Genomic DNA, 18,822 nt, shown 5'->3' on the forward strand with positions numbered 1-18,822 from the left:
CAAAGGCGATCAAACACTAGCTTTGGTGCATGTCCAATTTTCTGAACAAGATCTACGATGCTCGCGATGCGGGCGAAACACGCCGAGTTTACGACGACTGGGCAACCAGTTACGAGGCCGAGCTGGCCGACCAAGGCTATGCCACGCCCGCGCGCTGTGCGGCGGCCCTGCGCAAGTATGCGCGCGATACCGACGCCCCGATCCTGGATTTCGGTTGCGGCACCGGCCTGTCGGGTCAGGCGCTGCAAAAGGCCGGGTTTCAGGTGATCGACGGTGTCGATCTGTCGCCCGGCATGCTGGCCGTGGCCCGCGACAAGGGGGTGTACCGCAGCCTCGATCAGATCGAGGCGGGTGCTGCCTTGCCCTTTGACGATGGTGCCTATCCGCTGATGTCAGCCGTGGGCGCGATCGGCGCGGGCGCTGCCCCGGCGGGTGCGTTCCACACGCTGATGCGCAACCTGCCCAAGCGCGGATTGCTAGTGTTTTCGCTGAATGGCCGCACCTTGCAAGAGCATGCCTATGAGGGGGCGATGTCAGAATGGACCGACTGCGGTGCAGCGCAATTGCTGTTCCGCAAAGACGGGCCGCACCTGCCCGGCATCGACTTGAATGCAACCGTATATGTGATTGAAAAGTCTTGATTTTCACATCCCGTTTTGCGCCCTCTCCAACGGGTCCGTTGCACCTGGGGCACGCTTATTCCGCGCTTTTGGCGCATGACCTGGCGCAGGACCGACAGGGGCGTTTCCTGCTGCGGATCGAGGACATTGATACGTCGCGCGCGCGAGCCGAGTACGAGGCGCAGATATACGAGGATCTGACGTGGCTGGGGGTGACGTGGGAAACGCCAGTGCTTCGCCAGTCAAAAAACATGAAGATATACCGACAAGCTATTGATACCTTATGGAAATCAGGCCTGATATACCCCTGCACCTGCAACCGCCGCGACATTCAGGCGGCGCTGTCTGCTCCACAAGAGGGCGTGGTGCTGACAGGCCCCGACGGCCCGATCTATCCCGGCACCTGTCGCCATGTGGCTGACCCTGACACGCCGATACCGGACGACGCAGCGCTGCGCCTGAACATGGCCCGCGCGCTGCCTCTGCTGCGGGAACTGCGCTATACCGAGACAGGCGAGGCTGCAGGCACAGTGGATTTCACGAATGAAGACCTGACCCAGACCCTTGGTGATATCGTGCTGGCGCGCCGCGACATGGGCACCTCTTACCACCTGTCGGTCGTACTGGACGATGCAGCCCAAGGCATCACCGATGTGGTGCGCGGTGCCGATCTGGCCGAGGTGACGCGCATCCACGTCGTGCTGCAACGCCTGCTGAACCTGCCGACGCCCGTTTACCACCATCACCGGCTGATCCGCGATGAGACAGGCAAACGGCTGGCCAAACGCGACGACGCGCGCGCAATAGCCAGATACCGCGCCGAGGGTGCCACGCCGAACGACATTTGCGCAATGATCGGCCTGCCCGCGCGTCAGGCCTTGGGGGCTGCTTCCAGCGCGACCACTTCACCGCCCCGCACTGCGCGGTAAAAACAGCTTTGCCGCCCCGTGTGGCACGCAGGCCCGGTCTGGTTGACCGTCACCAGCAGGCAATCGCTGTCGCAATCAAAGCGGAAATCGACCAGTTCCTGAACATGGCCCGACGTCTCGCCCTTGACCCAGAACGCCTGCCGCGAGCGTGACCAATAGGTGACCTTGCCGGTCTCCAGCGTGCGGGCCACTGCGGCGGCATTCATCCAGGCCATCATCAGCACTTCGCCGGTAGCCGCATCCTGCGCAATCGCAGGGATCAACCCCGCGTCATTGTAGGTCAGTGTCAACGGATCGAAACTTTGGTCGGACATTCGGGCAAAACCTTTTTGCATCTCGGGCCGGGACGCTTATGTATCAGGGTGCACCGAAAGGAAAGCGGACATGGCTGACAGCGACCTCATCAAACTCTACTCGGGCCAGATCCTCGCGCTGGCAACCGATATTCCACACCGCGAAAGGCTGGCGGCCCCTGGTGCCACGGTCAAGAAACGCGCGCCGCTGTGCGGATCGACGGTGACGGTCGATGTCAGTGTTGAGGACGGCGTGATCGCGGCCTTTGGCCAGGACGTGAAGGCCTGCGCGCTGGGTCAGGCGGCGGCTGCCGTGACGGGCGGCGCCGTGATCGGACGCACCCTGCCCGAGATCGAAACCGCCCGCGACCAGTTGCGTGCGATGCTGAAGGGAGATGGCACAGTGCCCGACGCCCCCTTCGACGGGTTTCGCGTGCTGGAACCGGCGCAGGACTATCGCAACCGACACGCCTCGATCCTGCTCAGCATCGAGGCCACCGCCGAGGCGATGCAACAGGCGATGCAGGCCGACTGCGCCTAGGGCTGACGCGAAACTTGTGAAACTGTGAACCAATCTGCGTGAGCCAAGTCAGGCGCGCCAGCCGTGCGCAGTGGCTGGCCTATGCGTTCCGATCTGCAGCGTTCAAAAAAACGCCGCACATTCCGGTATGGAATGGCGGCGCAAGGGACGCGGTCATCGTGTGGGACCCGGACGATCTGGCCAAGGCGGACCTTGGTTAACGTGGGACAGGCAATCCCGTTAAAACGTGTCTATTTGGGACGGACACGCCAGACAGTCGGCACGAAAAATCGCAGGCAGAAAATCAGACAAAGGCAGGCAGGTGCAATCCGACAAGCAGCATCACCATCAAAGCCGCAGCGCCCACTGCATCTTGCAGCAACGTGCTTTCCGCGCGGGTGGCAATGGATTTGATCATGCGCATGGTGGTCATCTTGGCATCTCCCGTTCCTTGTTGCTCCTTTGTTCTCACATCCTTAACGCTTTGTAAAGAACTTTATGGGAACATTTGTGAACTTACAGGAACATCACGAAGGGGTGCACAGGTTAACCCACTGAAATCAAACGAATGGCCTCGTCCTGCCGCATAAGCCAAAGCAACAGACGTGCCGCCTGTCCGCGTGGCGTCGTCAGCTTGGGATCGTCTGCCAACAGCTTGCGTGCATCGCTTTGCGCGATGGCCATCAATCCGGCCTGACGCTCCAGATCAGCCACGGCGAAGCGCGGCAGCCCGGATTGTGCCGTGCCGATCACATCACCGGCCCCGCGCATCTGCAAATCGGTCTCTGCGATTACAAAGCCGTCTTCGGTCTCGCGCAGAACCTCCAGCCGCTTTTGCCCTGTCTCGCTCAGCGGTGCCTGATACATCAGCAGGCAGGTCGACGCCGCCTCGCCCCGCCCGACACGTCCGCGCAACTGGTGCAGCTGAGCCAGCCCGAAAATCTCGGCGCGCTCAATCACCATGATCGTGGCATTCGGCACGTTCACGCCCACTTCGATCACCGTGGTGGCCACCAGCACCGACGTCTCGCCTGCCTGAAACGCTGCCATCGCCGCGTCTTTCTCCGCAGGCGGCATCTGGCCATGCACCAACCCGACCACCCCTTCGCCCAAGGCGGCGCGCAATCTCTTGAACCGCTCGCCTGCCGAAGTCAGATCAACCACCTCGCTCTCCTCGACCAGCGGACAGACCCAATAGCATTGCTGCCCCTTGGCAATTGCCGCGCGCAGACGGTCGATCACCTCGTCCATGCGTCCGGTGCTGACCAGTGCGGTGCGGATCGGCTTGCGACCGGGCGGCTTTTCGTCCAGCACCGACACGTCCATATCGCCATATTGCGCCAGCGACAGCGACCGGGGGATCGGGGTGGCGGTCATCACCAGCACATCCGCCTGCGCGCCTTTTGTCCCCAGCGCCATACGCTGCCGCACGCCAAAGCGATGCTGTTCATCGACAATCGCCAGCCGCAGATCGTGAAACACCACGTCGTCCTGAAACACCGCATGGGTGCCGACCAGAATGCGAATGCGTCCGTCCGCCAAAGCGGCCAGCTTGGCGCGCCGCTCGGCCCCCTTGTCGCGGCCTGTCAGCAGTTCCAGCACCACGCCCGCGTCTTCTGCCAGGGGTTGCAGCCCCTCAAGGTGTTGACGCGCAAGGATTTCTGTCGGCGCCATCATCACACCCTGCCCGCCCGCCTCGACCGCGACCAAAAGCGCCATGAACGCCACCAGCGTCTTGCCCGCGCCCACGTCGCCCTGCAACAGCCGGTTCATCCGCTGCGGCTGCGCCATGTCGTCGGTTATCTGCGCAATCGCGCGCTCCTGCGCGTCCGTCGGCCGGTAGGGCAGCGCCGCCAGAACCTTGCGCTGTAACGCACCCGTGGCGATGCTGGCGCGCCCCGGCTTGCGCCGTTCGACGGCACGGGCCAGCGCCAGCGTGATCTGATGGGCCATCAATTCGTCATAGGCCAGTCGTTCGCGCGCGGGTGCCGTGATCGCGATATCGCGCAGGGATTGCGGCGCGTGAGCCTGTGCCACGGCGTCTGCAAACCCCGGCCAACCCGCGTGTTTCATCTGTCCGGGGTCAATCCATTCGTCCATCTGCGGCACACGGGTCAGCGCGCCGCGCGTCGCCTTCCACATCACCTTTTGTGTGACGCCGGCGGTCAGCGGATAGACCGGCTCGAACGCGGGGATCTCGCTCGCTTGGACTTCGGGCAGGATGTGTTCGGGATGCAGCATTTGCGCCATGCCGTCGAACATCTCGACCTTGCCCGAGACCACGCGCCGCCCCCCTTCAGGCAGTTGTTTCGTCAGGAAATCGGCGCGCCCGCGAAAGAACACGATCTGAAAGGCGGTCTCCGCGTCCTCGACCGTGATCCGGTAGGCTCCGCCCCGATTGCGCGGCGGCTGATGGCGGCCCACGGTGACGATCACCGTATATGTTCCGGGCAGCAGCGCGTCTTTCAGCGTTGCGCGCGGGGTGCGGTCGATGCCGGTGTGCGGCAGGGTAAACAGCAGATCGCGCGGCGTGGTGATGCCGACCTGGCCCAGAAGTTCCGCAGTTTTCGGGCCGACCCCTTCCAGCGTCTGCGTCTCGGCAAAAAGCGGAAAAAGCCGTTCGGGACGGCCGCTCATGCGCCCTCGATCAGCGCCAGCCAGCCGTCTTCATCCAGTGTTTCGATGCCGAGTTCGCCCGCTTTCTTGGCCTTGGAGCCTGCGCCCGGACCCGCCACCAAAATGTCGGTCTTTGCGCTGACGGACCCCGAAACTTTCGCGCCCAGGCTTTCTGCCCGCGCCTTGGCCTCGGCACGGGTCATTCTTTCGAGCGTGCCGGTGAACACCACGATTTTGCCTGCCACCGGGCTGCCCGAAGTGTCGGGGCGTTCGGCGGTCTGCACGCGCAGGTGCGCAACCAGCCGGTCGATGGCGGCGCGCTCGGTGTCTTGGGCAAAGGCCGCGGTCAACGATCCGGCCATGACAGCGCCCACGCCGTCGATGCCGGTCAGATCGCCCCAGGCCTCGCTTGCGGGGTCGGCGGCGGCGTCCATCGCATCGGCGAAGGCCTCCCAACTGCCGTAGTGCAGCGCCAGCAGGTTCGACGCCGCCTCGCCCACATGGCGGATGCCCAGGCCAAAAATCAGCCGCGCCAGTTCGATATCACGGCGCGCGTCGATGGCATCAAAGAGGTTGGTGGCCGATTTTTCGCCCCAGCCCTCGCGATTTTTAAGCTGTTGCAGGCCCGTGCCATAGCGGTCACGCAGCGTGAAGATGTCGGCAGGCTCGGAAATCCAGCCGTCAGCGTGGAATTGCTCGACCTGTTTTGCACCCAGTCCGTCGATGTCGAAGGCGCTGCGTGACACGAAGTGTTTCAATTTTTCCACAGCTTGTGCCGGACAGATCAGCCCGCCAGAGCAGCGCCGTACCGCATCGCCCGGTTCGCGGATGGCGTCGCTGCCACATTGCGGGCAGGTTTTGGGAAAAACATAGGGCTCGGATGTGTCGGAACGTTTGGTCAGATCGACGTCCGCCACTTTCGGGATCACGTCGCCCGCGCGGTAGACCTCCACCCAGTCGCCGATGCGGATGTCCTTGCCGGCGCGAATCTCGCCGCCCTTGGAATCGCGGCCCGCGATGTAATCCTCGTTGTGCAGTGTGGCGTTCGACACGACCACCCCGCCCACCGTCACCGGGGCCAGCCGCGCCACGGGGCTCAGCGAGCCGGTGCGGCCCACCTGAATGTCGATCGCCTCCAGCCGGGTCCAGGCCAATTCGGCAGGAAATTTATGAGCGGTGGCCCAGCGTGGCGTGGTCGAGCGGAATCCCAGGCGGCCCTGCAGGGCCAGATCATCGACCTTGTAGACCACGCCGTCGATGTCATAGCCAAGCTGGCTGCGCATCTGTTCGATCTTTGCATAATGGGCCAGCATGTCGGCGGGTACGTCGCAAAGCGCTGTCAGCGGATTGGTCTGAAACCCCATCTTCGCCAGCCGCGCAATGGCGGCCATCTGGGTGTCGGCCAGCGGCTCGGAAATCTCGCCCCAGGTGTAGGCAAAGAACCTGAGCGGGCGCGCACGGGTGATCGACGCATCAAGCTGGCGCAGCGATCCGGCGGCGGCATTGCGCGGGTTGGCGAATGTCTTGCCGCCGCGCGCGGTCTGGCGGGTGTTCAGGGCCTTAAAATCTTCGTGGCTCATGTAGACTTCGCCGCGCACTTCCAGCACGGCGGGGGCGCCTTTTACGCTTTGCGGGATATCGTCGATGGTCCGGGCATTCGCGGTGACGTTTTCGCCAACCTGCCCGTCGCCACGGGTGGCCGCAGAGACCAGTTCGCCGTCTTCATAGCGCAAAGACAGGGACAACCCGTCGATCTTGGGTTCGGCAGTGTAGCGCAGCGGATCAGTGCCAAGACCCAGGTATTTGCGCACGCGCGCATCGAAATCTTCCACGTCTTCCGCGTCAAAGGCATTCGACAAGGACAGCATCGACACCGCATGCCGCAGTTTCGAGAATCCCTCGGCAGGCGCGGCCCCCACCTGATCGCTGGGGCTGTCGTCGCGTTTCAGCTCGGGAAAACGCGCCTCGATTTCGGTGTTGCGCCGTTTCAGCGCATCATAGTCGGCATCACTGATCTGCGGGGCATCTTCGGTGTGATAGGCGTGGTTCGCCGTGTTCAGCAGGTCGGCCAGACGGGCCAGTTCGGCGCGCGCCTGCTCCTTGGTCATGTCGGCGATGATGATGGTGTCGGACACGTGGGGACCCGCCTGTTCGTGATGTCGCGCCCTAGAGATAGAAGCGTGACGGGGGCAGGTCCAGTTCATTCCGGTCGGTTTTTTCAGCGTGAGTGGTGGTCTTTGAGGTCCGCACCCTTCCCCTCGAGGATGCAGGCAGAGGATCAGGCGCCGATTGCCAGCCGCTGACCGCTTGTCCCGCCCAGCACGCCCGGTTCAGGATCGCACAGGACATAACCTCGGCCCCAGACGGTTTCGATATAGTTCTGCCCGCCCGTCGCCGTGCTGAGTTTCTTGCGCAGCTTGCAGATGAACACGTCGATGATCTTCAACTCGGGCTCGTCCATGCCACCGTAAAGGTGGTTCAGAAACATCTCCTTGGTCAGGGTGGTGCCCTTGCGCAGGCTCAGAAGTTCCAGCATCTGATATTCCTTGCCCGTCAGATGCACCGACTTGTTATCCACGCTGACGGTCTTGGCGTCCAGATTCACGGAAATAAGCCCGGTTTCGATCACCGATTGCGAATGTCCCTTGGACCGGCGGATGATGGCGTGGACGCGCGCGACCAGTTCCTCGCGGTGGAAGGGTTTGGTCAGATAATCGTCTGCGCCGAACCCGAACCCCCTGATCTTGTTTTCGGTGTCGTCCGACCCCGACAGGATCAGGATCGGCGTTTCGATGCGCGCCAGCCGCAATTGCCGCAACACATCGTGGCCGTTCATGTCGGGCAGGTCCAGATCCAGCAGGATAAGATCGTAATCATACAGCTTGGCCAGATCTATCCCCTCTTCGCCCAGATCCGTCGCATAGACGTTCAGGTTGGCATGGGTCAGCATCAACTCGATGCTCTTGGAAGTCGTGGGATCATCTTCAACAAGCAGAACGCGCATAAAACTCTCCAGATCACGTCAATAATGAGGCAGTTTCCTCACCCTGTAGAAAAAAGGTTAATCAGCGGTTACCAACTGCAAGTTTACGGGCGTCAACTTCTGGTTGTCACCAAGAATTTTACATTTATTCCGGTTTGGCGCATCGGAACCGCTGCAACGCGGTTGCTTTTAACGCTTCTTCGCCGTGCAGACTGACTGCGCGAACCCAATTCTCGAACTCTTCGGCGCTGATGCCATAGCGTTCCAGCGCCGCCCCCTGGCTTATCAGACCATAAAGCACCCCGCGCACCACTGCAGCCTTGCGCGATGCCACCCAGCGCCGCGTTCCGGGTTCGGGCAGGTCGGCCTGTGTCATCACAGATCCGTCCAGCAGTGTGACCGCCCTTGGACCGTCGACTTTTTTCAGATACATGACTGTCTCGTGTTGCGCCTTATCTGGGCAACCCTGAGCGTTTCGATCTTAAGGCCGGATGAAACCGCCCCTTGAGAGTAATTAGGATTTTCCTATATATTGCCTGACCTTCCCGGAGTTTGTCATGCCACTTGATACTGCACACCCGCTCAATTCGCTGGGTTTTGCCAAATCGCCCGCCGACACCCGAGTCGTCGTTGCCATGTCGGGGGGCGTCGACAGTTCGGTCGTGGCCGCACAGCTGGCCGAAGAAGGCTATGACGTGGTCGGCGTCACATTGCAGCTATACGATCACGGGGCCGCATTGGCCAAGAAGGGTGCCTGCTGCGCCGGACGCGACATTCACGATGCCCGCCGCGTGGCCGAAGAAATGGGCTTTCCGCACTACGTTCTGGACTATGAAAACGTGTTCAAGGACGCGGTGATCGACGAATTCGCCGACAGCTATCTGGGCGGGGCGACACCCGTGCCCTGCATCCGCTGCAACGAGCGGGTCAAGTTCAAGGACCTGCTGGAAACCGCCAAGGATCTGGAAGCCGACTGCATGGCCACGGGCCACTACATCCAGCGCAAGATGGGCGATGGCGGTGCCGAACTGCACTGCGCCACCGATGCTGCGCGCGACCAAAGCTATTTCCTGTTCTCGACCACTGCGCAGCAACTGGACTATCTGCGCTTTCCGCTGGGCCATCTGCCGTCCAAGGACGCGACCCGCGCGCTGGCCGCGAAATACGGGCTAAGCGTAGCGGACAAGCCTGACAGCCAGGACATCTGTTTTGTGCCCAATGGAGATTATGCCAGCGTAATCCGCAAGTTGCGACCCGAAGCTGCGGCTCCGGGCGAGATCGTGGATATGGACGGCAAGGTACTGGGCAGCCACGACGGCGTGATCAACTACACCATCGGGCAGCGGCGCGGTCTGGGCATCGGCGGGCTTGCCGATCCGCTTTATGTGGTCAAGCTGGACGCCGATACCGCGCGTGTCGTGGTCGGCCCGAAAGAGATGCTGGCGACCCGTACGGTGCCGGTGCGCGAGATCAACTGGCTGGGGGATGAGCCGATGATGTCACGCAGCGCATGGCCGATTGCGGTGCGCGTGCGTTCGACCCGGCCACCGACCGACGCGATCCTGCGCCCGATTTCGGACACCGAGGCAACAGTCGAGCTGACCCTGCCCGAAGAGGGCGTCAGCCCCGGCCAGGCCTGCGTGTTCTATGACCGTGACAGCAGCCGCATCTTTGGCGGCGGGTGGATACACAAGGGCTGATCAAGAGGCCTGAACAGCCCCTCAGAGCCGCGCGAGCACTGCCCGCGCGGCGCGCAAACCGGGGTCTTCGCCCTGGCGGCCCAGCAAATCCATCGTGGTCTGCATCGCCGCGCGCTGGGGCTCGAGGTCATTGAGCAGGTCCAGCACTCCCCTTGCGATCAGATCGGACCGGCAGTTTGCCCCGATGAACTCAGGGACAGTGCGGGTTTCAGAAACGATATTGATCAAATTGGCGGTATCTATCTGCATCATCCGCTGCACGATGCGGCGGCTGAGCCAGTTCATGTCATAGGCGCTGACCATCGGCGTGTCTGCCGCCGCCAGTTCCAGCGCCACGGTGCCCGATGCGGCCAGCGCCGCGTCCGCCGCGGCAAAGGCCACGCGTTTGGCGGAAGCTGCCGTTTCCACGTCCAGCCCGCGCGGGTCCAGCACCTTGGGCACCAGCGGCCAGCCCGCCACCGCGTCGATCACCATCCCCGCCACGGGGGCCGCGGCGGGCACCACCACGCGCAGCTTGGGGTGTGCTTGCAGTACCGGCTTTAACGCGGCCCCCAGACGCGGGGCCAGACGCGCGACCTCGCCCCGGCGCGATCCGGGCAGGACCAGCAGCAGCGGATCGGCCGCCTCCATCCCGTATTGCACACGAAAGCGCGCGACCTCTTCGGCGGTGGGCTGCGGTTCGGACACCACCGGGTGCCCGACAAAGTCGCAGTCCATCCCGGCAGCCTGCATATAGGGCGGCTCGAACGGGAACAGGGCCAGCACGTGGTCGATCACCTGCGCCATGTGAACGGCGCGCTTGGGCCGCCATGCCCATACCGTCGGGGCGACGTAATGCACGGTGCGGGTGGTGCCAGACGCCTTGACCAGACGTGCGACGCGCAGGCAGAAATCGGGGCTGTCGATGGTGATCATCACATCCGGTGCCGTATCGGTAACCGCCTGCGCGGTCTGGGCGATGCGGCGTTTCAGGTGGCGATACTTGGGCAGCACCTCCATGATGCCCATGATGCTGAGCTCGGACATGTCAAAACGGCTTGTCAGGCCCTGGGCCTGCATCTCGTCCCCGCCGATGCCGTCGAACGTGACGTCCGGCACCAGGGTCTTAAGCCCCGCCATCAGCGCGCCGCCCAGCTTGTCGCCCGATGGCTCGCCCGCGATGATGAACACCCGCATCAGTCGCCCGTCCGCGCCCACAGGACCAGCCCGTGCCTGTCGGCCAGTTCAACGCACTGTGCGCGGTTCAGCACCAGCACGTCGCCCGCGTCGATGACGATACCGGCGAAACCGGCCTTGGCGGCGGCTTCCACGGTGTCGGGGCCGATGGTGGGCAGGTCGATGCGGCGTTCCTGACCCGGTTTGGGGGCCTTGAACAGGATTGCACGGGCGTCGTTCGATCTGTCGGCCATCCGCGCAATCAGCGCATCGGTGCCTGCGGCGTCTTCCATCCCGATCACGCGGCCCCCGGCCACGACACAGGCCTGCCCGATGTCGCGCGCGCCCTCCAGTGCGATATGCTCGGCTCCGACTTCGGCATCGCGACGCATCTGTGCGTCTGGCCAGGCTTGGGAATAAACGCCCCCCTCGGCCAACAGCGCGGGCACCAGATCTTCGACCCCGCGGACGGCAAATCCGGTCTTTTCGAAAATATCCAGCACGATGCGCAGCGCGCCGTCATCGCCCTGCTTCAGCGCCTGCTGGAACAGCGGCACCAGCGGCGCTGTCTCGGCGTCGAGCGCACCTGGGTCCAGTTCAGGCCGCGCGATCCCGCCGACAAAACACACATCCGTCACGCCGCGCGTGCCCAGATCGACCAGCAGAGAGCCCAGCGTTTCCAGACGGAATGTCACGTCCGGCACCAGCCCGTCCGGCGCGTTGCCCTCAAGCATGCAGACCAGCGGCGGGATCTCCTGCGCCTCTGCCACCACCTTGGGCATCTGCCCGGTTCCCGCGATCAACGCCAGCGTCATGGTCTTACTTCGGCGTCAGGAACGAGCGGTCGGATTCGCCGAGGATGAAATCGACGATCTGTTTGACGTAATCGCTTTCGGTTTCCATCCCCAGACGTTCGGCGCGGTCGTGGAACGTGCCCTCGCCTTGTGCCAGCATCTGGAACGCGGCACGCAGCGCGGTGATATCGGCGCGTTTCACGCCCCGACGTTTCAGCCCGACCAGGTTGAGCCCGTCCAGATCGCCGCGCGGTGCCTGTACCAGACCGTAGGGGATGACGTCGTTGGTCACCATCGTGACAGCGCCGATGATCGCGCCCTGCCCGATGCGTACGAACTGGTGGATGCCCGCAAGACCGCCGATGATCACGTCATCTTCCAGCACGCAATGCCCTGCGACGGCGGCGCTGTTGACCACGATCACACGGTTGCCGACACGCGCGTCATGGGCGATGTGGCAGCCTGCCATGAACAGCCCGTCGTCGCCCACGCGCGTTACGCCGCCGCCACCCTCGGTGCCGCCGTTCATCGTGACGTGTTCACGGATACGGTTGCGCTTGCCGATTTCCAGGGCAGAGGTTTCCCCCTTGAACTTCAGATCCTGCGGAATTTCGCCGATCACCGCGAAGGAAAAGATCACCGTGCCTTCGCCCACCGTGGTGCGCCCGGTCACGACCACGTGGCTTTTCAGTTCGACATCGGGGCCCAGAACGACCTCGGGACCGATCAGGCAGAAGGGGCCGACCGTGGCGCTGGGGTCGATCTGCGCGCCGTCCTCGATCACGGCAGAGGGGTGGATGCCGCTCATGCCTCGGCGTCCTTGGCCACCACATCTTTCGGCAGATCCATCATAGCGGTGAAGGACGCTTCGCAGGCCATCTCGCCGTCGACTTCGGCCACGCCCGAGAATTTCCAGACCTTGCCGCCGGGCTTGCCGCGCACCGTTTGCAGCTTCAGTTCCAGAACATCACCCGGAATGACCATGCGGCGGAACTTGCAGCCTTCGATCGCCATGAAATAGACCAGCATGTTGCGGTCTGCCATGTTCAGCGCGGTGCCGACCATAACGGCGGCGGTCTGCGCCATCGCCTCGACGATGGTGACACCCGGCATGATCGGCTTGCCCGGAAAATGGCCTTGAAAGTGCGGCTCGTTCATCGTCACGTTCTTGATGCCGCGCGCGGTCTGATAGCCGTCGATGTCGACCACCTTGTCCACCAGAAGGAACGGATAGCGGTGCGGCAGGATGCGCTGGATCAGATGGATGTCGGCACTCAGAAGCTCGGATGTCATAGGCTGTTCTTTCTATGGTGTATCAGGCCCGTTACCTACCAAGCCCGGTGTGACGGGGCAAGCAAGCCGGGATGCGGCGGCTAGTCTGCCCCGTCGCCCAGAGCCGTGTCGATCCGCGTGATCGCGGCCTCGGTGATGTCGATGGCATTGGCGCTGAGAAACACGTTGCTGCGTTCAAGGATAACCGCGGCGTTGGACTCGCGCATAAGCGTTTCCAGCACCGGTGCCGCTGCGTTCAGAAAGGTAATCTGCTCTTTCTCCAGCAGCTGTGACAGCTCGCGCCCCTTGGCCTCCTGGGCGCGACGCGTCTGTTGCACCTTTTCGTCGAAGGCGTCGGCCAGAACGCGGAATGCATCGGGTTCCATCGTCTTGCGCCTGTCAGTCAGTTCCTGCTCCTCGGCGGCCAGCTCCGCCTCGATGCTGCGGTTCTCGGTGGCCAGTGCCGCGCCACGTTCTTCGATCTCGCGCGCGACACGCAGGCCAAAGGCGCTTTGCGAGTATAGCCTGTCGGTGTCCACGGTCAGGATCGGCGATTGTACGACACCGCGCTGTTGTGGACCCGGCTGCTGTGGGCCGGGCTGTTGCTGGGCGGCAACAAAAGACCCTGCCAGCAGCGATGCCAGCAGGGTCAGAGAGATGCGCGAAAGACGTCGCATCAAGGTCCTCAGAACGTGGTCGAGAGGGTCAGGTCAAAGCTTTGCTCGCGGTCAAAGGATTCCTTCTTGATCGCGTCGGTAAAGTTGAAACGCAAAGGTCCGACCGGCGTGTCCCACAGGATCGAGACACCGATCACGTGGCGGAAAGAGCCGTCTTCGCCGACGACATTGCCCCCGCTCAGATCCACATCGCTGAGATCCCACAGGTTGCCAACGTCGTAGAAGACCGCGCCGCGGATGCCGTATTCTTCCGGCAAACCCAGCGGGAATTCCGCCTCGAAACGCGCCGCAAGATAGAGGTTGCCGCCAAGCGCGTTGTCGAACCCACCGCTTTGGTCGCGCGGACCGATGCCGCCCGGCTCGAACCCGCGCAGAATGCTTGGGCCGAGGATAAAGCGGTCAACCGCGCGGTTCGTGCCACCAAGCCAGCTGAGCGCGCCACCTTCCAGCGTGGCAGTCAGCGTCACCTCGTCGTTCAGGATACGTTTCTGACCAACGATCTTGGCGGTGGTGCGGATAAATTCGCTGTCGCCGCCAAGCCCTGCAAAGTCCTGACCGAACTGCAGCAACACGCCGGCCGTCGGGTCCAGACCCGACAGGCGGGTGTCATAGGTGTAGGTATAGCCCACCGAAGACCGCATTTGCGCACCCGCGGCAATCTCGTTGGTGATGATCGCACCGTTTTCGGGCGGTGTACGCTCCTCCATCTCGATGCTTTCGGCGGTATAGCGCACCTGCAGACGGCCATTTTCGCTGACCGGAAAGCCCAAGGAGGGCTCAATGATGTACTGCTCGGTGTCGTAGGAGGTAAAGCTGCTGTTGGTCGAGCCGTATTGCAGCTTGAGCCCGAAGGCCAGATCGCGTCCCAGAAGGGCCGGTTCGCGGAACGTCAGGCCATAAGCTTCGGCCTCTTCCGCTGTCGAGAATTCCAGCGAAAGGGATTGGCCCCGACCGACAAAGTTGCGCTCGACAAAGGACACTGCCAGACCGAAGCCGTTCGCGGACGAGAACGTACCGCCAAAGCTCAGCGAGCCTGTGGGCTTTTCGACCACATCGACATCGACGATGACCTGCTCAGGGCTGGAGCCTTCGCGGGCGTTGACTTCGGCGCTCTCGAAGAAGTCCAGCGCGCGGATGCGTTCCGCGCTTTCACGGATCTCGCGCGGGTTGAAGGGGTCGCCTTCGGCCACCGGGAACTGGCGGCGCAGAACACGGTCCAGCGTGGTGGTGTTGCCTTCGATGTCGATACGCTCGACAAAGACGCGCGGGCCACGGCTGATGACAAATTCCACGTCCAGAGTCAGATCGCGGTCATTGCGGGTGATGCGCGGCTCGACCCGCATGAAATCGACGGTGTTGCGGATCGCCAGCGCTTCCATGCGCGAGATTTCCTGCTCGACCAGCGCGGGCGAATAGACCACGCCGGGACGAATTTTCGTCACCGCCTGATAAGCGTCGGCATCGACGCCCGGCATTTCGCTGACGGTGGTGATCTGGCCGAACTTGAACTGTTGGCCTTCCTGCACGTTGAACACCAGGAAATAGCCGTCGCGTTCGCGCGTCAGCTCGGCGTTGACCGAGTTGATGCGGAAATCGACATAGCCGCGCGACAGGTAGAAATCACGCAGCATCTGCTTGTCGAACTCGATCCGGTCAGCGACGAATGTGTCGGCCTTGATCAGCGAACGGAAAATGCCTGCCTGCTTGGTGCCAAGTACGCGGCGCAAACGGCGGTCGGAAAAGACGCGGTTGCCGACAAAGCTCAGACGCTCGATCTCGACCACATCGCCTTCGAAGATCTCGAACACCAGATCGACGCGGTTGTCGCGGCGCTTGATCACGCGGGGCGTGACGCGTGCGGCCAGACGACCATCGTTGGAATAGGCCTCCGCGATGGCGGCGGCGTCCTTTTCGGCAAGGCTGGGGTTGAACACCCGGCGCTCGGACGAGCTGACCAACGCGGTCAACGCGTCGTCCTTGATCCGGCGGTTGCCCTCGAAACTGATGCGGTTGATGGTCGGCAGTTCCACCACGGTGATCCGCAAGGTGCTCCCTTGTGGGTTGATCTCGACGCTCTCGAACAGACCGCTGGACAAAAGCCGCTGGTAGGCGTCGTTCAACTGTCCTGCCGTCAATGTCTGGCCGCGTCCGATTCCGGCCTGGCTCAGGATGGCGGACTGGCCGATCCTTGCGTTGCCTTCGATGACCACACTGTCAAAGCGATAGGACTGTGCCTGCGCTTGTGTCGTGCCAATTGTATATGTTGCTGCTATCGCTGCAAAAAAAACGAAGGCTCGCAAAAGCCCCGTGGCGATGGATACACGACTATGTCGCTTGGCAGCACCGCCCTCTAACCCCAGTCTCATGGTTTTGACCCATTCTTTTAGACACCCATTGGTCTTCTGAGTACCCAAGATGCAGAGCCTTGTCAAAACGACAAAGCTCGCCGCGAACGGCGAGCTGTTACAGGTTGTAATGTCGTTTGGCCCAAGGGCCGCCCCTTACAGGCTGCCGATGAAGGCGCCCAGCCACAAAGACCCCGCGATCGTCGCCAGATAAAGCGCGCGATCCCAGTTCAAAAGCATCAGAAGGCTCAGGCCTTTGTACCCAGAATGAAGAGTTTGCATAATCCATATCCCCTTGTCCGCGATCTGGCCTACGCAAGGAATGAGGCGGCAGTTTGTTCAATTGTGGCGAGAATGCGGCAATCGCCGCCTTCCCAAGGGCTCAGGGACAGAACACGTCGTTTCCAAGGGCGAAAATCATCAGCGTCAGCACCAATGTCAGGCCGATCCCCATCAGGATCCGCAAAGCGCCATCGCTGGGCGGGCGTTTCATCACCGCCTCGTAGGCGTAGAACACCAGGTGACCGCCATCCAGTGCCGGGATCGGAAACAGGTTCAGCAGACCCACGGCGGTGCTGAGCACGGCGATGAACCACACGAATGATTCCGCGCCCTGACTGGCCAGCGTGCCCGACGTCTGGGCGATGCCGATAGGTCCCGAAAGGTTGCAGGTGCTGATCGCTCCGGTGATCATGTGACCCAGACCCGAAAGCGATCCGGTGATGATCTGCCAGGTCTGGCCCACCGCACCGCTGAACGCTTCGCCGACACCCCGCGCTTCGGTGCCCAACTCGAACGCCATGCCGCCCTGGATGCCGATGCGCCAATAGGTGACAAAGCCACCGTCGGGGTGCGGCTCGTCGATACGCTTGGCGGTCAGTGTCTTGTCCAGAACTTCGCCGTCGCGCCAGACGCGCAGCGCCACGGGGGCACCGTCCGACGCCTCGACCACTATTTTCAACTGGTCGAAGGCCACGATGGGCGTGCCGTCCACGCCGACGATCACGTCGCCGACCTCAAGATCGGCAGCCACCGCCGCACTGCGCGGGCTGAGGGCGACGATCAGCGGCGGAAAAATATAGGGCCCCTGCACGTCCATTTCGGTGCCGTCACGCACCACGCGGTAGTCCAGCACCTCGGTCTTTGGCAGGTTCTGAAGAAACGCACTATAGGCTTCGTCCTCGATCGACGGCACAGGTTCGCCTGCGATCTCCAGCACCGTGTCGCCGGTCTGCAGCTGGTTCATCTCGGCGGGCAACGGGCGCAATTCGCCCACGGTCAGCGGGTCGCGGGCCACGCCTGCCGTCAGCAGGATCACGGCAAAGACCAGGATCGAAAACACGAAATTGAACACAGGGCCCGCCGCGACTGTGGCCGCCCGCGCCCACAGGGGCGCGCCGTGCATGGTGCGGCGCAGCGCTGCGGCATCTGTGCCTGCAGCCTCCATCGCATCGACGTCTTTGCCCGAGGCCGCATTCGCGTCACCGGCAAACTTCACATAACCGCCAAAGGGCAGCGCCGCGATCTGCCACTGCGTGCCGCGCTTGTCGGTGCGTTTGTAAAGCACCGGCCCGAACCCCAGCGAGAACACGTCGGCATGAATGCCGCTCCAGCGTCCGACGATGTAGTGGCCGTATTCATGGATCGTCACGATGACACTCAACGCCAGAATGAATGCGGCGACGGTCCAGAGCAGGCCACCGACCTGCGGAAGCAATCCAATGATGTCCAAATCTCTACCCTGCTCTTTTTTCTATGATGTCGCGCGCGGCCATGCGTGCCAGATGGTCAGCGGCTGCGACGTTATCAAGTGTCATCGAGGCGTCAATGTGACCACCCGACGCGTCCATCTGCGTCAGAACCTCTTCGACAATCTCGGCCATGGCGGTAAAAGCGAGGTTCCCCGCGATAAACCCGTCCAGCGCGGTTTCCTTGGCGGCGTTGAACACCGCGCCCGCCAGACCGCCGCGCGCCATCACCTCGCGGGCCAGCCGCAGTGCGGGCCAGCGGGCCATGTCAGGCGCACGGAATGTCAGGCTGCCGATGGCCGCAAGGTCCAGCCGTTCGACGGGCAGCACCCGGCGTTCGGGCCAGTGCAGCGCATAGCCGATGGCGTGGCGCATGTCGGGCGGGCCGACGTGGGCCATCAGCGCGCCGTCATGAAATCCGACAAGCGCGTGGATCATCGATTCCGGGTGAACCAGCACTTCGATCTTGTCAGGTGAAACGCCGAAATATTCCCGCGTCTCAATGACTTCCAGCGCCTTGTTGAACATCGAGGCGGAATCAATGGTGATCCGCTGCCCCATGTCCCAGTTGGGATGGCTCGACGCCTGCGCCAGTGTCGCGTTCGGCAGATCGTCCAGCGGCCAGTCGCGAAATGCCCCGCCTGATGCGGTAATCACGATGCGCTCGACCGCCGCCATATCCTCGCCCACCAGCGCCTGGAAGATGGCACTGTGTTCGCTGTCTACGGGCAAAAGGCGCGCATTGTGCTGGCGGGCGGTTTCCAGGATCAGCGACCCCGCACAGACCAGTGATTCCTTATTGGCCAGCGCCAGCGTCGCCCCCTGTTGCAGCGCCACGATGCCCGGTGCCAACCCTGCGGCACCGACGATGGCCGACATCACCCAATCTGCGGGACGCGCGGCAGCCTCGGACAGGGCCGCCTGCCCCGCCGCAGCGGCAATGCCCGATCCGGCAAGCGCATCGCGCAGATCGTCCAGACGGCTTTCGTCCGCGGTCACGGCCACCTGCGCATTCAGAACACGCGCATCGGCGGCCAGTTGCGCGATATTGCCCGCGCCGGTCAGGGCGATGACCTCATAGGCTGGCAGATCCCGCTTGATCAGATCAATGGTGTTCTGCCCGATGGACCCCGTGGCCCCCAGAATGCTGATGCGCCTGCGCGCCATGGC

The 18,822-nt window shown here is 62.9% G+C and carries 20 protein-coding genes; 5 read left to right on the forward strand and 15 right to left on the reverse strand.

Annotation, left to right across the window (positions count from 1 at the left end; genetic code table 11):
* The first annotated feature begins 29 nt into the window (after positions 1 to 29).
* Both NTA49_RS12095 and gluQRS read left to right on the forward strand, forming a co-directional pair.
* A complete protein-coding gene (locus NTA49_RS12095) occupies positions 30 to 641 on the forward strand; it encodes a class I SAM-dependent DNA methyltransferase (RefSeq protein WP_258295043.1) in 612 nt (203 codons plus the stop codon).
* Complete coding sequence (gene gluQRS / locus NTA49_RS12100) at positions 638 to 1,549, forward strand: tRNA glutamyl-Q(34) synthetase GluQRS (protein ID WP_258295044.1); 912 nt, start codon at positions 638 to 640, stop codon at positions 1,547 to 1,549. The genes NTA49_RS12095 and gluQRS overlap by 4 nt, the downstream gene beginning before the upstream one ends.
* Here gluQRS and hisI read toward each other — a convergent pair.
* Positions 1,492 to 1,884 carry a phosphoribosyl-AMP cyclohydrolase gene (gene hisI, locus NTA49_RS12105; RefSeq protein WP_408637143.1) on the reverse strand — a complete coding sequence of 131 codons (393 nt, stop codon included), beginning with the start codon at positions 1,882 to 1,884 and terminating at the stop codon, positions 1,492 to 1,494. The genes gluQRS and hisI overlap by 58 nt on opposite strands.
* A 49-nt stretch (positions 1,885 to 1,933) precedes the next feature.
* On the opposite strand from hisI, the gene NTA49_RS12110 reads away from it, so the two are divergent.
* Together NTA49_RS12110 and NTA49_RS12115 are read left to right on the forward strand one after the other, a co-directional pair.
* On the forward strand, positions 1,934 to 2,383 hold the full coding sequence (locus NTA49_RS12110; protein WP_258295046.1) for an iron-sulfur cluster assembly scaffold protein: 450 nt from the start codon (positions 1,934 to 1,936) through the stop codon (positions 2,381 to 2,383).
* Between the two features lie 38 nt (positions 2,384 to 2,421).
* The gene (locus tag NTA49_RS12115) at positions 2,422 to 2,583 is read left to right on the forward strand and encodes a hypothetical protein (protein WP_258295047.1); all 162 of its coding nucleotides are present in this window, start codon (positions 2,422 to 2,424) and stop codon (positions 2,581 to 2,583) included.
* Between the two features lie 83 nt (positions 2,584 to 2,666).
* Here NTA49_RS12115 and NTA49_RS12120 read toward each other — a convergent pair whose 3' ends face one another.
* The 5 genes from NTA49_RS12120 to sciP form a co-directional block, all read right to left on the reverse strand.
* A complete protein-coding gene (locus NTA49_RS12120; protein ID WP_258295048.1) occupies positions 2,667 to 2,795 on the reverse strand; it encodes a hypothetical protein in 129 nt (42 codons plus the stop codon).
* Between the two features lie 113 nt (positions 2,796 to 2,908).
* Positions 2,909 to 4,999: an ATP-dependent DNA helicase RecG gene (recG, locus tag NTA49_RS12125; RefSeq protein ID WP_258295049.1), complete on the reverse strand. Its 2,091-nt coding sequence runs from the start codon at positions 4,997 to 4,999 to the stop codon at positions 2,909 to 2,911.
* Complete coding sequence (ligA, locus tag NTA49_RS12130; protein ID WP_261368290.1) at positions 4,996 to 7,086, reverse strand: NAD-dependent DNA ligase LigA; 2,091 nt, start codon at positions 7,084 to 7,086, stop codon at positions 4,996 to 4,998. The genes recG and ligA overlap by 4 nt, the downstream gene beginning before the upstream one ends.
* Positions 7,087 to 7,256: 170 nt before the next feature.
* On the reverse strand, positions 7,257 to 7,982 hold the full coding sequence (ctrA, locus tag NTA49_RS12135; RefSeq protein ID WP_258295051.1) for a response regulator transcription factor CtrA: 726 nt from the start codon (positions 7,980 to 7,982) through the stop codon (positions 7,257 to 7,259).
* A 124-nt stretch (positions 7,983 to 8,106) separates the two neighbouring features.
* Positions 8,107 to 8,394, reverse strand: coding sequence for a CtrA inhibitor SciP (sciP, locus tag NTA49_RS12140; protein WP_258295052.1), 288 nt, complete (start codon positions 8,392 to 8,394; stop codon positions 8,107 to 8,109).
* A 124-nt stretch (positions 8,395 to 8,518) separates the two neighbouring features.
* Here sciP and mnmA point away from each other — a divergent pair, with 124 nt between their 5' ends.
* Entirely contained in the window at positions 8,519 to 9,661 is a 1,143-nt protein-coding gene (gene mnmA / locus NTA49_RS12145) for a tRNA 2-thiouridine(34) synthase MnmA (protein WP_258295053.1), read from the forward strand.
* A 21-nt stretch (positions 9,662 to 9,682) separates the two neighbouring features.
* Here the strand turns inward: mnmA and lpxB are convergent, their stop codons facing one another.
* The 9 genes from lpxB to dxr all read right to left on the reverse strand — a co-directional run bounded on the left by lpxB (position 9,683) and on the right by dxr (position 18,819).
* On the reverse strand, positions 9,683 to 10,837 hold the full coding sequence (gene lpxB / locus NTA49_RS12150; protein ID WP_258295054.1) for a lipid-A-disaccharide synthase: 1,155 nt from the start codon (positions 10,835 to 10,837) through the stop codon (positions 9,683 to 9,685).
* A complete protein-coding gene (locus NTA49_RS12155) occupies positions 10,837 to 11,631 on the reverse strand; it encodes an LpxI family protein (RefSeq protein WP_258295055.1) in 795 nt (264 codons plus the stop codon). Before NTA49_RS12155 ends, lpxB begins: the two co-directional genes overlap by 1 nt.
* A gap of 4 nt (positions 11,632 to 11,635) precedes the next feature.
* Positions 11,636 to 12,418 (reverse strand): acyl-ACP--UDP-N-acetylglucosamine O-acyltransferase, encoded by a 783-nt coding sequence (gene lpxA, locus NTA49_RS12160; protein WP_258295056.1) that lies wholly within the window; start codon positions 12,416 to 12,418, stop codon positions 11,636 to 11,638.
* Complete coding sequence (gene fabZ / locus NTA49_RS12165; RefSeq protein WP_258295057.1) at positions 12,415 to 12,903, reverse strand: 3-hydroxyacyl-ACP dehydratase FabZ; 489 nt, start codon at positions 12,901 to 12,903, stop codon at positions 12,415 to 12,417. Before fabZ ends, lpxA begins: the two co-directional genes overlap by 4 nt.
* Positions 12,904 to 12,983: 80 nt before the next feature.
* The gene (locus tag NTA49_RS12170) at positions 12,984 to 13,559 is read right to left on the reverse strand and encodes an OmpH family outer membrane protein (RefSeq protein ID WP_258295058.1); all 576 of its coding nucleotides are present in this window, start codon (positions 13,557 to 13,559) and stop codon (positions 12,984 to 12,986) included.
* Positions 13,560 to 13,567: 8 nt separating this feature from the next.
* Positions 13,568 to 15,925: an outer membrane protein assembly factor BamA gene (bamA, locus tag NTA49_RS12175; protein WP_258295059.1), complete on the reverse strand. Its 2,358-nt coding sequence runs from the start codon at positions 15,923 to 15,925 to the stop codon at positions 13,568 to 13,570.
* A 135-nt stretch (positions 15,926 to 16,060) separates the two neighbouring features.
* On the reverse strand, positions 16,061 to 16,186 hold the full coding sequence (locus tag NTA49_RS12180; protein WP_258295060.1) for a hypothetical protein: 126 nt from the start codon (positions 16,184 to 16,186) through the stop codon (positions 16,061 to 16,063).
* A gap of 100 nt (positions 16,187 to 16,286) precedes the next feature.
* Positions 16,287 to 17,636, reverse strand: coding sequence for an RIP metalloprotease RseP (gene rseP / locus NTA49_RS12185; protein WP_258295061.1), 1,350 nt, complete (start codon positions 17,634 to 17,636; stop codon positions 16,287 to 16,289).
* A 4-nt stretch (positions 17,637 to 17,640) separates the two neighbouring features.
* On the reverse strand, positions 17,641 to 18,819 hold the full coding sequence (gene dxr / locus NTA49_RS12190) for a 1-deoxy-D-xylulose-5-phosphate reductoisomerase (protein WP_258295062.1): 1,179 nt from the start codon (positions 18,817 to 18,819) through the stop codon (positions 17,641 to 17,643).
* Positions 18,820 to 18,822 lie beyond the last annotated feature (3 nt).

Origin of the sequence: Pseudosulfitobacter koreensis (genome assembly GCF_024733015.1) — a bacterium.
GTDB lineage: Bacteria > Pseudomonadota > Alphaproteobacteria > Rhodobacterales > Rhodobacteraceae > Pseudosulfitobacter > Pseudosulfitobacter koreensis.

What these genes read in the sequence shown, in the direction of transcription:
- NTA49_RS12095 (WP_258295043.1), top strand. Translation starts at nt 30, where the DNA reads ATGTCCAATTTTCTGAACAAGATCTACGATGCTCGCGATGCGGGCGAA.
- hisI (WP_408637143.1), bottom strand. Translation starts at nt 1,884, where the DNA reads ATGCAAAAAGGTTTTGCCCGAATGTCCGACCAAAGTTTCGATCCGTTG.
- NTA49_RS12110 (WP_258295046.1), top strand. Translation starts at nt 1,934, where the DNA reads ATGGCTGACAGCGACCTCATCAAACTCTACTCGGGCCAGATCCTCGCG.
- NTA49_RS12120 (WP_258295048.1), bottom strand. Translation starts at nt 2,795, where the DNA reads ATGACCACCATGCGCATGATCAAATCCATTGCCACCCGCGCGGAAAGC.
- recG (WP_258295049.1), bottom strand. Translation starts at nt 4,999, where the DNA reads ATGAGCGGCCGTCCCGAACGGCTTTTTCCGCTTTTTGCCGAGACGCAG.
- ligA (WP_261368290.1), bottom strand. Translation starts at nt 7,086, where the DNA reads ATGACCAAGGAGCAGGCGCGCGCCGAACTGGCCCGTCTGGCCGACCTG.
- ctrA (WP_258295051.1), bottom strand. Translation starts at nt 7,982, where the DNA reads ATGCGCGTTCTGCTTGTTGAAGATGATCCCACGACTTCCAAGAGCATC.
- sciP (WP_258295052.1), bottom strand. Translation starts at nt 8,394, where the DNA reads ATGTATCTGAAAAAAGTCGACGGTCCAAGGGCGGTCACACTGCTGGAC.
- mnmA (WP_258295053.1), top strand. Translation starts at nt 8,519, where the DNA reads ATGCCACTTGATACTGCACACCCGCTCAATTCGCTGGGTTTTGCCAAA.
- lpxB (WP_258295054.1), bottom strand. Translation starts at nt 10,837, where the DNA reads ATGCGGGTGTTCATCATCGCGGGCGAGCCATCGGGCGACAAGCTGGGC.
- NTA49_RS12155 (WP_258295055.1), bottom strand. Translation starts at nt 11,631, where the DNA reads ATGACGCTGGCGTTGATCGCGGGAACCGGGCAGATGCCCAAGGTGGTG.
- lpxA (WP_258295056.1), bottom strand. Translation starts at nt 12,418, where the DNA reads ATGAGCGGCATCCACCCCTCTGCCGTGATCGAGGACGGCGCGCAGATC.
- fabZ (WP_258295057.1), bottom strand. Translation starts at nt 12,903, where the DNA reads ATGACATCCGAGCTTCTGAGTGCCGACATCCATCTGATCCAGCGCATC.
- NTA49_RS12170 (WP_258295058.1), bottom strand. Translation starts at nt 13,559, where the DNA reads ATGCGACGTCTTTCGCGCATCTCTCTGACCCTGCTGGCATCGCTGCTG.
- bamA (WP_258295059.1), bottom strand. Translation starts at nt 15,925, where the DNA reads ATGAGACTGGGGTTAGAGGGCGGTGCTGCCAAGCGACATAGTCGTGTA.
- NTA49_RS12180 (WP_258295060.1), bottom strand. Translation starts at nt 16,186, where the DNA reads ATGCAAACTCTTCATTCTGGGTACAAAGGCCTGAGCCTTCTGATGCTT.
- dxr (WP_258295062.1), bottom strand. Translation starts at nt 18,819, where the DNA reads ATGGCGCGCAGGCGCATCAGCATTCTGGGGGCCACGGGGTCCATCGGG.